The sequence below is a fragment of the Alcanivorax xiamenensis genome, assembly GCF_009846745.1.
In the GTDB taxonomy this organism is placed as follows: Bacteria; Pseudomonadota; Gammaproteobacteria; order Pseudomonadales; family Alcanivoracaceae; genus Alloalcanivorax; species Alloalcanivorax xiamenensis.
In genome coordinates, this window is record NZ_AQPF01000006.1 from 1 (window position 1) to 12,950 (window position 12,950).

10 protein-coding genes are annotated in these 12,950 nt (G+C 59.9%); 1 reads left to right on the forward strand and 9 read right to left on the reverse strand.

From position 1 onward, the window contains the following. Positions 1 to 115: 115 nt before the first annotated feature. The 7 genes from A6D6_RS05890 to A6D6_RS05920 form a co-directional block, all read right to left on the reverse strand. Positions 116 to 859, reverse strand: coding sequence for a class I SAM-dependent methyltransferase (locus tag A6D6_RS05890; protein ID WP_159660201.1), 744 nt, complete (start codon positions 857 to 859; stop codon positions 116 to 118). Then, the gene (locus A6D6_RS05895; protein WP_159660202.1) at positions 852 to 1,196 is read right to left on the reverse strand and encodes a PilZ domain-containing protein; all 345 of its coding nucleotides are present in this window, start codon (positions 1,194 to 1,196) and stop codon (positions 852 to 854) included. The genes A6D6_RS05890 and A6D6_RS05895 overlap by 8 nt, the downstream gene beginning before the upstream one ends. Before the next feature lie 5 nt (positions 1,197 to 1,201). Beyond that, complete coding sequence (locus A6D6_RS05900) at positions 1,202 to 1,360, reverse strand: hypothetical protein (protein WP_159660203.1); 159 nt, start codon at positions 1,358 to 1,360, stop codon at positions 1,202 to 1,204. Positions 1,361 to 1,444: 84 nt separating this feature from the next. Then, a complete protein-coding gene (locus tag A6D6_RS05905; protein WP_159660204.1) occupies positions 1,445 to 3,817 on the reverse strand; it encodes a TRAP transporter large permease subunit in 2,373 nt (790 codons plus the stop codon). A gap of 168 nt (positions 3,818 to 3,985) precedes the next feature. Then, positions 3,986 to 6,331, reverse strand: a complete 2,346-nt coding sequence (locus tag A6D6_RS05910; RefSeq protein ID WP_159660205.1) for a TRAP transporter large permease subunit — start codon at positions 6,329 to 6,331, stop codon at positions 3,986 to 3,988. A gap of 164 nt (positions 6,332 to 6,495) precedes the next feature. Next, on the reverse strand, positions 6,496 to 7,509 hold the full coding sequence (locus tag A6D6_RS05915; protein WP_133492119.1) for a putative solute-binding protein: 1,014 nt from the start codon (positions 7,507 to 7,509) through the stop codon (positions 6,496 to 6,498). Positions 7,510 to 7,581: 72 nt separating this feature from the next. Beyond that, positions 7,582 to 8,607: a hypothetical protein gene (locus A6D6_RS05920; RefSeq protein WP_159660206.1), complete on the reverse strand. Its 1,026-nt coding sequence runs from the start codon at positions 8,605 to 8,607 to the stop codon at positions 7,582 to 7,584. Positions 8,608 to 9,032: 425 nt separating this feature from the next. Between A6D6_RS05920 and A6D6_RS05925 the strand changes: the two genes are divergently transcribed. Further along, the gene (locus tag A6D6_RS05925; RefSeq protein WP_201303708.1) at positions 9,033 to 10,391 is read left to right on the forward strand and encodes an ABC1 kinase family protein; all 1,359 of its coding nucleotides are present in this window, start codon (positions 9,033 to 9,035) and stop codon (positions 10,389 to 10,391) included. A 7-nt stretch (positions 10,392 to 10,398) separates the two neighbouring features. On the opposite strand, the gene A6D6_RS05930 is transcribed toward A6D6_RS05925, so the two are convergent. Together A6D6_RS05930 and A6D6_RS05935 are read right to left on the reverse strand one after the other, a co-directional pair. Next, a complete protein-coding gene (locus A6D6_RS05930) occupies positions 10,399 to 11,493 on the reverse strand; it encodes a putative solute-binding protein (protein ID WP_236564004.1) in 1,095 nt (364 codons plus the stop codon). A gap of 99 nt (positions 11,494 to 11,592) precedes the next feature. Beyond that, positions 11,593 to 12,774, reverse strand: a complete 1,182-nt coding sequence (locus tag A6D6_RS05935) for a putative solute-binding protein (protein ID WP_159660207.1) — start codon at positions 12,772 to 12,774, stop codon at positions 11,593 to 11,595. Positions 12,775 to 12,950 lie beyond the last annotated feature (176 nt).

Below are 12,950 nucleotides of genomic sequence, written 5' to 3' on the forward strand. Positions count from 1 at the left end.
CCCGTGCCCATGATTGAAGCGCCGTGGCCCGTTAAACCGCGATGAACCTGAAAAAGGCGTTTTAGTGGTTGCCAGGGTGTTGGGTCTGGTTTTGCATTATCGGCGTCCGGCGTCCCTAATATTCCCTGGGCCGGCGGCAGGCGCGGACTCTTAGCGGCCAGCGAACCTTGCGTGTCTTTTCCCCCCACGCCTGCTCCAACTGCGGCAGGAAATCCTGCAACGGGTCCTTGCCGAAGCGGCGTGCTTTCGCCAGAGCCGACCAGGTGTCCAGATAGGCGGCCAGATCACGCCAGTGCCAATGACGTTCGATGCCGAGGTTTTCCGGTACTTTGTGCTCCGGCCAGGGCAGCGTCACATTGCGATAACCACTGACCACGCTCCAGCGTGCCGCCGGCCACCAGGGCGCCAGCACCCGGTCGTGGAAGTCGTCGATCAGATCCGGCAGCCCTTCCACCTGACACAAGCCATAGCTGATGATGGCCAGCAGCGCGTCCTCGCGCAGCACCCGTTCCGCTTCCTTGAAGAACATCGGCAATGGAAACCAGTGCAGTGCCTGGGCCACGGTGATCAGGTCGAAGCTGCCATCGGCGAAGGGCAGGGCGTCGGCACGGGCGGCCAGATAACGGCTGGCACTGGCCGGGGCGCCTTGTAGTTGGGCGAGGCTCAGGTCGGCGCCGATGACGTGTTGGAAATGGCCTTCCAGGGAGCGGCACGCTTGGCCGGTGCCACAGCCCAGGTCCAGCGCCCGCCGGTGCTCGAAACACTGATCGCCGAGCCAGCGAAACAGATTCTCCGGGTAGTCCGGCCGGTGTAGGTGGTACTGCCCGCCCCGTTGAAACAACGAAGGGCGGTCAGACATCGGGATCATCGAACCGGGCCGCCCAGAGGGCGCCGTCGGTTCGCTCCAGGTCGAGGGCAATGCCGGCGGACCAGCGCCGCTCTCCTTCGGCGCACCAGGCAATGGTGCCGAACAGATGCAAGGCTTCGCCCTGGCTGGGAAGCTGCAGCCACAACTCCACGTCGGTATCGGGGCGGATCGAGTAGGGCAGTTCCACGCCAAGGCCGGCGCGGGAGATGTCCCGGCAGATCAGCGTGAGATCGTCATCCCCGGAGGGCGGGTCCTGGCGCAGACGCATGTTGAGGTCGTCCGGAGCCCGGTGGCGCGAATGACGACGTTGTTCCTTCACGTGCTTCATCGGCTTCACCCATAGATGAGGTGGTCCACCACGGCGGCGGCACCAGCGATGCACAGGGTTACGGCGATCAGGAAGAGCAACAAGAATAGGGCGGGACGAACGGTTTTCGGTAGCGGTTCGGTGGGCCGCTGCCGGTAGTGTTCTTCGCGGGTCTTGTCATTCATAAGCCGGACCTGCTTTTTTCATATTGGGGGCCTGATTATCCGCTATCGGCGCGATGAAGCAAGGCCGATAGCGGAAGCGAGTGGTCACATGGCGATCTGGATTTTCTGGAACAACCACTGATGCAGGCTTTCCGACAGCAGCGGCAGGTAACTCACCAGCAGCAGGGCGGTGAACATCGCCGCGATGGGCAGCAGATATTTTTCGTAGCGGCGGAAGAACGAGCCGCCATGAACTCTGGCGCTCTCCACCTCATCGTCGCCCACTACTTGTCGGGTAAGCAGATGGTTCACCGCCACCGGCGGGGTCAGATACCCCAACTCGAAGGCCACCAGGGTGATCATCCAGAAATGCAGCGGATCGATACCGTTGTTGAAGGCGACCTGGGCGACGGTGGCGTTGACCAGCACCACGGCGCCGAAGGGCTCCATGATCATGCCCAGAATCACCATGGTCACCACCAGGATACTGGTGGCGATCCAGATCGAGGAGAAGGACTCCGGCAGCATCTCCACCAGCCCCGAGCGCTCGATCAGTCCGCCGGTACCCACCGACAGCGCCATCAGCATCAGCATGGCGCCGATATGGGTGGTGGTGTCGTTGGTGGCGAAACGGAGCGAGCCTTCCAGTTTTTCAGAGACGCCCTCCTCGGGGGCGTAGTGAGGGTCCATTGCCTCGCTCCTGGTCATGCGTGGCGCGATCAGATAGTGCACCAGCAGAAACCCGGCCAGGAACAGGTTGCGTGAAAACAGTCCCCACAGGTGATTCTCCAGCGTAAGCCGGGTCCAGCCGGTGGGCAGATCGCCGCTTTGAAGGGCCTGGTATCCCTGCCAGAGATCGTTGCAGGAGAGAACGATCATCGGCACCAGAAACAGAGCGAACAGGTGCAGCAGGTGATGGCTCAGTTTCTCGTACAACAATACGACCAGCAGCATCACCGGCAGAATGATAGGGGCTGAGAACTCATCCAGTTGACGGTCCAGCACGTCGCTGAACAGCACCAGTACCGCGCCGACGACAATGGCGTAGGGCAGCAGCGGCACCAGGCGCTTGAGACTGGCCGGCACGGCTTCGGAGAACGGCGCGATGCGGGCCGGAGAGGTGCGCGCGAACTGACTGTAAACGAAGAACAGCAGCAGACTGAGCATGAACACCTTGAGGCCGGAACTGAACAACTCGGTGGTGGTGACGTTCTTATTGAGCGCGGCGATGATCACCACCAGCAGACAGGGGCGCAGCACCACGCCCATGGAACCGGACATGGCGGTGGTGGCGAGAGCCAGTTGCTTGCGCGCGCCGGCCCGGATCATCTCGTTGTACACCGTGGCCCCGGCGGCGATCACGAAGATGCCGGACGCGCCGGTGTAGGCGGTAGGCACGGCGGTCACCGCCAACACCACGAAGGCCATCAGTTCCGGTGACATACGCCAGGGCCGCAGCACGTCGAACACCAGATGGGTCAGCCGGGTCTGCCTCAGCATCATGCCGATCCAGATATACAGCGCCAGATTGAGAAACATGGTGGACATTTCCATCATGATGCCCAGATACACGGCGATGCCGTGGTAGTACCCCTGGCTGATGAACTGAAAGGACGCCGACAGACACATGAAAGTGTAAAGCGGAATGGTGAGCAGGGCCTTGCCCCAGGAACCGCCGGATTCCAGGCCCTTGGGGAATCGGACCAACTGATACAGTGACGCCGCGGTCAACACGGCGAAACCGGCGATCCAGAACTGATGCAAATAGAAGTGGCCGACCCGAACGCCGGTCTCCATCGCCGCCGCCTCTTCAATGCGATAGACCGTGGCGGAGAACAGCAACAGCGCGTTGGCGATCAGCTGAGCGGTGGTGGAGACGAGGTGATCCTTGATCGTGCGTTGCGGGCGCAGGGCAATATGGTGCCGGCCCAGCGTGGTGCGAGTGGCACAGATCATCAGCAGCAGACAAAGTAACAGACGTTTGTAGTCGCCCAGGGAGGACACCACCCAGGCCACGCCACCTTCCACATTGCGGAACATCACCACCGAAGGGGTGACCCTTTCCTGGATGGTCCGGTAGCGGTCCCATTTGCCCCGACAGTTTTCCCGTGATCGCCGCAGTGACTGGCGGATGGCATCTTCGTTGATGCTCGGCGTGCCCAGCACTCCGGCAAGCGGATCATTGGCGGCCTCGACCTGTCGTCGTTGCAGGGTTTCCCGGGTCAGTCGGCTGATGTTCGGATCGGGGTTGCAGGTTGGCTCGGTCATGACGCCGGCGCCGCGCAGCAGGAAGTAACTTTCCCAGGTGTTTTCCCCGATCTTCAGTAGCTGCGAATGGATGATCTCTCCGGATGAGAGGAATAATGCCAGTAGCAGCACGAACAGGGTTGGTAGTGACGAAAACCATTCCGCCGGCGACCGCCGAAGCCAGTGCCCGCTGCTGCCTGTCACGGTTTTCCCCATGGCTCTTTCTTCCATTGCCCCTTCTCCTTTTTTTATGGGTATGGGTTGTTGTTATTGATGTCGCGGTGTGTCCGGTTTGGCGTCGCTGTTCTCCTGTCCGTTCAGCCACTCCGGCGTTGAATACAAAAGGGGCCCGCGAGAGCCCCTTTTTCCGTGATCACGGTGTTGACTTACACCGGGTGCTTACATGGCCACCTGTATCTTATGGAACAGCCACTGGTGTAGCCCTTCGGACATCAGCGGCAGATAGCTCACCGCCAGCAGGGCCGTGAGCATCACCGCTATGGGCAGCAGGAACTTCTCATAGCGGCGGAAGAAGGAGCCGCTGTGAAGTTTGGCGCTCTCCACTTCGTCGTCACCCACCACCTGTCGCGTCAACAAGTGGTTGAGGGCCACCGGCGGTGTCAGGTAACCCAGCTCGAACGCCACCAGTGTGATCATCCAGAAATGAAGCGGATCGATGCCGTTATTGAAAGCCACCTGGGCAATAGTCGCGTTCACCAGGATCACCGCGCCATAGGGGTCCATGATCATGCCGATAACCACCATGGTCACCACCAGAATGGTCATCGCGATCCAGATCGAGGAAAACGCCTCGGGCAGCATTTCCATCAAACCAGAGCGTTCGATGATGCCGCCGGTGCTCACCGACAGCGCCATCAATATCAGTAGAGCACCGATGTGAGTGGTGGTCTCATTGGTGGAGAAGCGCAGCGAGCCTTCCAGTTTTTCCGAGACACCTTCCTCGGGAGCGTAGTGGGGATCCGTGTCGCCATTGCCTTTCATGCGGGGCGCCACGAGGTAGTGAACGACGATAAAGCCGCCAAGAATCACGTTCCGCCAGAACAGGCCCCAAAGATGATTCTGCAGGGTCACGGTGGTCCAGCCGGTGGGGATCTCCCCGCTCTGCAATGCCTGATAGCCATGCCAGGTGTCCATGAAGGACATCGCCAGCATGGGAATCAACGCCAGCGCGAACAGGTGCAAACAGTGGCGACTTAGCTTTTCGTAGAACAGCACGGCCAGCAGCATTACCGGCAGAATGATCGGAGCGGAGAACTCATCCAGGTGGCGGTTCAGAACATCGCTGAAGAACACCAGGACGGTGCCGACCACGATGCCGTAAGGCAGCAGAGGTATCAGTCGTTTCAGACTGTGCGGCAAAGCCTCGGAGAACGGCGCGATGCGAGCTGGTGAGGTACGTGCGAACTGGCTGTAGATGAAGAACAGCACCAGGCTGAGAATAAAAATCTTGATGCCGGAATTGAACAGTTCGGTGGTGGTTACGCTCTTGTTCAACGCGGCGATGATCACCACCAGAAGGCAAGGACGCAGCACCACGCCCATGGAGCCGGACATGGCGGTGGCGGCCAGCGCCAGTTGCTTGCGCGCCCCGGCACGGATCAGTTCGTTATAGATGGTGGCCCCGGCGGCAATCACGAAGATGCCGGACGCGCCGGTGTAAGCGGTGGGGATGGCCGCCACCGCCAGCACCACGAAGGCCATCAGTTCCGGCGACATCTTCCAGGGCCGCAGTACATCGAATACCAGATGAGCCAGCTTGGTCTGTTTCAGCATCATACCGATCCAGATGTACAGCGCCAGGTTCAGGAACAGCGTGGACATCTCCATCATCATGCCCAGATACACGGCGATGCCATGGTAATAACCCTGACTGAGGAACTGTGCCGAAGCGGTCAAAGCCATGAAACTGTAGAGCGGAATAGTGAGCAGAGCCTTGCCCCAGGAACCGCCGGATTCCAGATCCTTGGGACGGCTCATCAACTGGTACAGGGAGGCGGCGGTGAGAATGGCGAAGCCGGCGATCCAGAACTGATGTAAATAGAAATGGCCGACGCGCACGCCGGACTCCATGGCGGCGACTTCCTCCATACGATAAACGAAAGCGGAGGAAAGCAGCAGCGCATTGGCGATCAACTGTGCCGTGGTGGAAACAAGATAATCCTTGACCGTCCTTTGCGGCCGTAGGGCAATATGATGCCGTCCCAGTGTGGCGGTGGCGGCGCAAATCAATACCAGCAGACACAGCAGAAGGCGTTTGTAGTCGCCGAGCGTGGAGACGATTTTCGCCACGCCGCCCTCGACGGTGCGGAAGGCGATAACACCGGGTGTGACCCTTTCCTCTATGGTTTGGTAACGCTCCCAGCGAGTCCGGCAATTTTCTCTGGAGCGTTCCAGGGACTGACGGATCGCACCCTCGTTAACCTCGGAAGTGCCGAGCACGTCCGCCAGGGGATCATCGGCGGCTTCCTGCTGGCGCTTGCGGACGGTTTCCCGGGTGAGCTGATCAATGTTCGGATCCGGATTACAGGTCGGCTCCTGGACCATGCCGGCGCCACGCAGCAGAAAGTAGCTCTCCCAGGTGTTTTCACCGATCTTCAATAACTGGGAGTGAATAATTTCGCCGGAAGAGAGAAAAATTGTCAGCAGGAGGATGATCAGGGTCGGCAGGGAGGATACCCATTCCTTAATGGAACGGTTCGCCACGGTAAAGGTTGGTTTATCCATTTTTCACCCGGTTTTTGTTATGCCAGCAATGAGATCGCCGCGTATGAAAACGACCTTTTCGAGCGAGCATATACTGCACCCCTTCGCGCCGGTATGGCCGAAGCGCCACAAGTGGTGGAGGGAATGGAGAACGGGGCCGGATGCCGGCCCCGCGGTTTCAGATGTTACTCTTGAGGATTGGCGCATTCCGCGCGGGAAGGGTCGTACTTGCAACGCACCTTCAGAAGAAGGTTGGTCAGGTCCTTGCTGTAAATACCGTCCTGGGTCATCTCGATACGAGCCTCACGCAGCATTTCGTCATAGCCACGTTTGTCCTCCTCGGGCAGCTCGATCCACCACTTCTTGTCCACCTCGTTTTCCGCGTTGTTAATGATGGTCATCGCGCGGTCAAACTGACCGAACATGAACTTGCGGGACTGCTTGACGAAATCCTCGGAAAAGCGGTCCTTGCGCAGCACGATCTGATTGGTGAGCTGGCCGAGGGTATAGCGGATGATGCCGCCATCGGGTTGCAGTCCCTTGTACAGCTCGAGCGCGGAATAGGCCACCACCGGAGCGAAGCAGATATCCACGGAATTGTTGTTGAAACGGCCGGCGAAGTTGGTGATGTCCGACAGTACCGGGGACATACCCACCTTGGCGGCCATCTGCGCCTGGGCCGGGTCGTATTCCATCACCGAGATGGATTTGCCGGACAGAGCGTTGACATCGTTGATGCTCTTGTCCTTGACGAACAGATAAGCCGCGCCCATGGGCATCAGGCCGCCAATGGTATAGGGTCCGGAGGTCATCTTTTCGTTGATGGACGGTGTGTCGCTGGACAGCACCTGGATCACGGTACGCAGATGCTCGTAATCGGGAATCGCGCCAATTGCTTCCATGCTGCCGGAGTAGTGGTTGAACTGGCGTACCCGCAAACCGGTCAGTACCGCGCCATCACACTGGCCGGCCTTGAGGGACTCGGCGGCGATTTTCTCGTCGGTGTAGGGCTTGAGGTCGATGTCGGCGCCCCAGCCGGCGGCGGCGGTGCGGTAGTCCTTCATCACGTTGTAGACGTCGCCACTGGCACCGATGATGTCAAAGACACACAAGGTCCGTTTCTCGGCGGCATTGGCACCGGCCGCGGCCAGGCCCAGTACGGTCGCCATCACGGCGGTTAACGCTTTCTTGTAGCGCATGAGGTCGTCTCTCCTGGTTTTTTTGATTATCGGGGGGAGAGCCTTCCGGCGGGGGAAGGCTCTTCGGTCCCGTTACAGCAGATCGTCGATGTCAACTTTGGAGCCGGAAGAGGGCTGGTCATCCCAGAAGGTGCCCAGGCCGCTCACCGGAGTCCGTTTGCCGGTGGCTTCGGTCCACATGCGATCGGACAGGCCCTGTATCAGGACACCGGCGATGGCGTCGATCATGGCGTAGTCCGGGTCCAGGTTTTCGTCGTTGGCGGCGAAGTCGCGGATCGCTGAGCGCAGACGATCATTGTCGCCCTTGCTGTAAGCGCTCAGCGCCAGGAAAGCGCTGCCCAGACGCACGCCTTTTTCGAAGCCCATCTCGGCGGACTGTTCCAGCTTCGGCCAGGGCTGCGCGCCTTCCGGAGCCAGCTGTGGCAGCAGGTTCCAGATCGTGGCACGCAAACCTTCCGGTGCGCCCCACCAGTTCTCGTTGCTCAGGCAGGACGCATTGCGGGCGACCTTACCGACAATATCCCGCGGCACGCCGACCACACCGTCGGCGGCGCCGTCGGCCACCAGTGCCTGGGCGCCGGCAATGTTACCCACCAGCCAGACCAGTTGATCCAGCTTGCGGTTCAGTTTGGGGCATTCGCCTTCGTCCAGTTTGCCGTATTCCACTTCCAGGCGCTGGTAGGCGGTGAGCAGGCGCTCCGCGGCCAGGGCGGACCAGCGTTTTTGCTCGATGCGGGCGTCCTGGGCTTCGGTGACCCGGCCTTCCTTCATGGCACGCAGGTAACGCAGCTCGGATTCCAGGGCGAGTTGTTCGGCGCATACCGCCGAGGTCACGAAGGTCATCACACCCAAGCGTCCCGGATGGGAGCCCACGGTTTCGAAGGACATCAGGAGAGGAGTCTGGGCTTCACCCATGATGCAGCCCATGCGCACATCATCGTAGGCCAGCATATAAGGCATTAATTCCGCTTGGCCGAAGCTGACCAGAATATCCCCGGTGGTCTTATAGATCATGCCACAGCCCTGCAGCGCGAGCAGGGCGCCGCCGGCGATCAGTACACGCGCGGGTCGCAGCATTTTGGTTATTAGAGAACGCATTCCTTTTAGCTCCTTTTTATTGTTCTCGACGTGGAAAATTGACGGTACACAACGCACGCCCGTTGACACAAGCGCCAATTACAAAAATGCATGTAAGCCATTACATATGGACGCCAGCAAGGGGATCATGGATTTGCAAGGGACCAGGGGAAATGACCGTACGTCGGCGCTCTCCTGTCGGAACAGCCAATGAAGTTTACCTAAACGCTGGGCCTTCCGTGATCTTGGTAATAAAATCAGACGGTTATCTTTTAACAATTGGATCTTTGAGTGGACACTCGTGAACCCGGATAAAAAAAGGGGACAGAAAGACCGGCTGGTCATAATTAACCTCGAGGTAAAAACCATCGCGGTTTTTATGGTTACCCTTTTCCGGTAGTTTAGCGGCCCAGGGCGATTCATTTTTAAACAGGGACACAGACGTGATGACACAGCCTTCTTCGGTTACCGGCGCTCGCGCCGATCTGTTGCGTGAGCGCTCCGGCCTGGCGCTGGCAAGGAACACAGCGCGAGGCGCCCTGCGCATCATTGAGACCCTTGGTGTGGTCGGTCGCCAGGGGCTGGGCTGGGCACTTGGTGATCGTGACGCTCTGCCGGAACGGTTGCGTGCTACTTTTGAATCCCTGGGCGCGACGTACATCAAGCTGGGGCAGTTCATCGCCAGCTCGCCATCGCTGTTTCCGGAAGAGTACGTGGAGGCCTTCCAGAAATGTCTGGATCGGACCCCTCCGCTGTCGTTTCACTATATTCGCGGGGTGGTGGAGGAGGAGCTCGGTGGCGGTCTGGAGCAGCACTTCGAATGGGTGGATCCGCGCCCGCTGGCCAGCGCTTCCATCGCCCAGGTGCACGCAGCGCGGCTGCACAATGGGGCCGAAGTGGTGATCAAGGTGCAGCGTCCCGGGGTGCGCAACGTACTGCTCACCGATTTCAATTTTCTCTACTTTTCCGCCCGGGTCATCGAATCCCTGGCACCGGGCCTGAGCCGCTCGGCGCTGTCCGGGGTGATCGAGGAACTGCAGGCGGGAATGATGGAGGAATGCGATTTTCTTCAGGAAGCCCGTAATCTGGAGCAATTCAACGATTTCCTGGCGCGGACCGGTAACCGGGCCGTGGTGGCGCCGCGCCCGATCCGGTCCCATACCACCACCAGGGTGTTGACCATGGAGCGGTTGCACGGCATGCCGATCACGGATCTCGGTGCTCTGCGTGAGTATACCGACGACCCCGCCGGGGTGTTGATCACTGCCTTGAACACCTGGTTTTCCAGCCTGATGTTGTGTGATTTCTTCCACGCCGATCTGCACGCCGGCAACCTGATGGTGCTGGAGGACGGCCGTGTCGGCTTCATCGACTTTGGCATGGTCGGGCGTATTCGCCGGGAGGCCTGGGAGGGCATGTCCAGTTTTCTTGAGGCGATTGGCAATGGCGACGTCCAGACCATGGCCCGGTCCATGGTGATGGTGGGCATGACCCGGGAAGAAGTGGATGTGGATGCGCTGGCGCGGGATATCACCGCTTTGCAGGAGCGCCTCACCCGGGTCGATCCGTCATCGTTGGTGCAGGCCGACCGCAATGATCGTGAGGTCAATCGTTTGCTGATGGATCTGGTGCGCATCGGCGAGGACCACGGTATCCGGTTCCCGCGGGAGTTCGCTCTGCTGCTCAAGCAGTTTCTCTATTTCGACCGCTACGTGCAGGCATTGGCGCCGGAACTGGATCTGTTCAATGATCAGCGCGTGGATATGTTTGGCGCTCTGGAGCAGATACCCACGGAAGATTCCTAGAACCGGTTTACTCCACCGGATTGGCGCACTCGGCGCGGCGTGCGTCCAGCTTGCAACGGATCCGTTGTTGCAGGTTGAGCATGTCGCCGTCGTAGTAGCCCTGCCCGCGCAACTGCAGGCGGGCATCGCGCATCATCACCTCATAGTCCTGTTTGTCCCGGTCCGGAATCGGCACCCACCAATGGTCCTGTACCTGGCGGGATTCCAGATGCACGCGATCCATCATCTTCCGGTACCCCTCGAAGAACAGCTCCCGCGAGATCTGCGCCATATCCGCCGGGAAGCGGTCCTTGTGGCCCACCAGCTGCAGGCTGATCTGCGCCAGCGGATAGTCGATGATACCGCCGTCCGGCGTCATACCCTTGTACAGCTCCATGATCTGATAGGCGGCTAACGGCGCCGCCAGCACATCCACCACGCCGTTGTTGAACTTGTTGGGCGCGCTGACCAGATCCGATGGCACGGGTGACGCGCCCACCTGGGCGACCATCTCCGCCTGCGTCGGGTCGTAATCGAGAACCGCCACTTTCTTGCCGGCGGCCTTGGCCAGGGTATTGATGCGTTTGTCGTTGACGAAAATATAGGCGGCGCCGGCGGGAGCGATGCCGAGGATCACGTAGTCACCTTCCACCATGCGCGGTGCCGATTTCGGATTGGCCAATACCTCCAGCAGGATGCGCATGTGCTCTTCACTGGGCACGCCGCCGATGGAATCGATGGTGCCGGTGTACTTGTTGAAAAGCCGCGCGCGCATGCCGGTCATCAGTGCGGCGTCGCACTGGCGCGCCTTGAGCGCCTCCACCATCACCCGTTCATTGGTGTAGGGCTCAAGATCAATGTCCAATCCGTACTCCAGGAAACGGGCCTTCTGGTCCTGGGCCACGGAGAAAATCGGTCCGTTACGGCCGACCAGATCCCAGATGCAGACGGTCAGATGGCGGCGCTCCTGGAACGCCTTGGTAACCGCGCCGGGGGCGGGTTCGGCCATGGCCGGGACGGCGGGGCCAAACAGCACCAGCAAGAACGCAGTGGCATATCTCCAGCCATGGATCATGGTCAGTGTCTCTCCATCCGTTGCCGGGGGGGCTTTGGAAAACGTCATGCCGGACTCGATCCGGCATCTCTCCTTACCAAATGGTGTACTCTCCAGAAGGAGAACCCGGGTCACGCCCAGGATGACGGAGCGCTTTTCAGAGATGCCCTAGGAACTGGAGCATTCGCCGCGTGACGGCGTGTATTTGCAGCGAATCCGCTTTTGCAGGTCGAGCATGCGGCCGTCATAGTAACCTTGCTTGCGCAACACATTGCGGGCGTCTTGCATCATGCTTTCATAAACGCGGCGTTCCTTATCCGGGATATGGATCCACCAGCGGTCCGGCACCCGATCCTCCTCGATCTTCACCCGCGCGCGGATGCGGTCGTAGGCCTCGAACGACGCTTCGCGCACCAGTTGGGCGATCTCGTTGGGAAATTTGTCCAGCCGGCCCACCAGCTGCATGCTGATCTGCGCCAGCGGAAAATCGACGATACCGCCGTCCGGCGTCATCCCCTTGTACAGCTCCAGAAGCTCGTAGGCGATCAGCGGGGCGGCCAGAATATCCACCACGCCGTTGTTGAATTTGTTCGGGGCGCTGACGATATCCGAGGGCACTGGCGTGGCGCCGATACCGGCGACCATCTCCGCCTGGGTCTTGTCATAGTCCAGCACCACCACTTTCTTGCCGGCGGCCTTGGCCAGGGAGCTGATCTGCTTGTCATTGACGAAGATATGGGCGCCGCCGCCGGGGTACACGCCCATGATCACGTAGTCGCCATGCACCATTTTGTCCGCCTGGCTGGGGTGGGCGAGTACTTCCAGCAGGGTGCGCATGTGGTCATTGTCTGGCACCCCGCCGATGGAATCGATGGTGCCGGTGTAGACATTGAAATCACGGGCACGAAAGCCGGTCATCAGGGCGGCGTCGCAGCGGCCGGCTTTCAATTCATCCACCATGATCGACTCATTGGTGAACGGGATCATCTCCAGATTGATGCCGTATTCCAGTGCCAGGGCCCGCTGTTCCATGGCGGCGTGAAAGATCGGTCCATTGCGACCGGCGATATCCCAGATGCAGATCTTGCGCTTGAGCGCGGTGCCCGGCGGCATCTGGTCGATGCCCACCAACTTGCTGATCGCCTTGAGCCGTACCCGCACCGGCATGTCTCGTGAGTAAAAGACGCTGGCCAGTTCCGATACCAGCGAATCGCTGATGGTGACCCCGGGCAGCAGTTTTTCCATTTTCGCTTTTTGTTCCGGCGACAACCTCAGATCCTCGGCGCTGACGTTAACGGCGCCAGAGAGCAGGACAAGGAGTGTGACGGCCCTCATCAATAAGGCGTTCATAAAGGTCCCTTTTTGTTGTTGGTGTGGGCGCTATGACACGAGGACCGCTTTCTCGGGCCCGTGCAAAAAGTAATAGCACAGTTGTTCCGGTTGCCGGGCACCATGACGACGTTTGGCTTTGTCGCTAAGGCCAAGGGGAAATTGCATAGGGGCGCCGGACGCCGGACGCCGGACGC

What these genes read in the sequence shown, in the direction of transcription:
- A6D6_RS05890 (WP_159660201.1), bottom strand. Translation starts at nt 859, where the DNA reads ATGTCTGACCGCCCTTCGTTGTTTCAACGGGGCGGGCAGTACCACCTA.
- A6D6_RS05895 (WP_159660202.1), bottom strand. Translation starts at nt 1,196, where the DNA reads ATGAAGCACGTGAAGGAACAACGTCGTCATTCGCGCCACCGGGCTCCG.
- A6D6_RS05900 (WP_159660203.1), bottom strand. Translation starts at nt 1,360, where the DNA reads ATGAATGACAAGACCCGCGAAGAACACTACCGGCAGCGGCCCACCGAA.
- A6D6_RS05905 (WP_159660204.1), bottom strand. Translation starts at nt 3,817, where the DNA reads ATGGAAGAAAGAGCCATGGGGAAAACCGTGACAGGCAGCAGCGGGCAC.
- A6D6_RS05910 (WP_159660205.1), bottom strand. Translation starts at nt 6,331, where the DNA reads ATGGATAAACCAACCTTTACCGTGGCGAACCGTTCCATTAAGGAATGG.
- A6D6_RS05915 (WP_133492119.1), bottom strand. Translation starts at nt 7,509, where the DNA reads ATGCGCTACAAGAAAGCGTTAACCGCCGTGATGGCGACCGTACTGGGC.
- A6D6_RS05920 (WP_159660206.1), bottom strand. Translation starts at nt 8,607, where the DNA reads ATGCGTTCTCTAATAACCAAAATGCTGCGACCCGCGCGTGTACTGATC.
- A6D6_RS05925 (WP_201303708.1), top strand. Translation starts at nt 9,033, where the DNA reads ATGACACAGCCTTCTTCGGTTACCGGCGCTCGCGCCGATCTGTTGCGT.
- A6D6_RS05930 (WP_236564004.1), bottom strand. Translation starts at nt 11,493, where the DNA reads ATGACGTTTTCCAAAGCCCCCCCGGCAACGGATGGAGAGACACTGACC.
- A6D6_RS05935 (WP_159660207.1), bottom strand. Translation starts at nt 12,774, where the DNA reads ATGAACGCCTTATTGATGAGGGCCGTCACACTCCTTGTCCTGCTCTCT.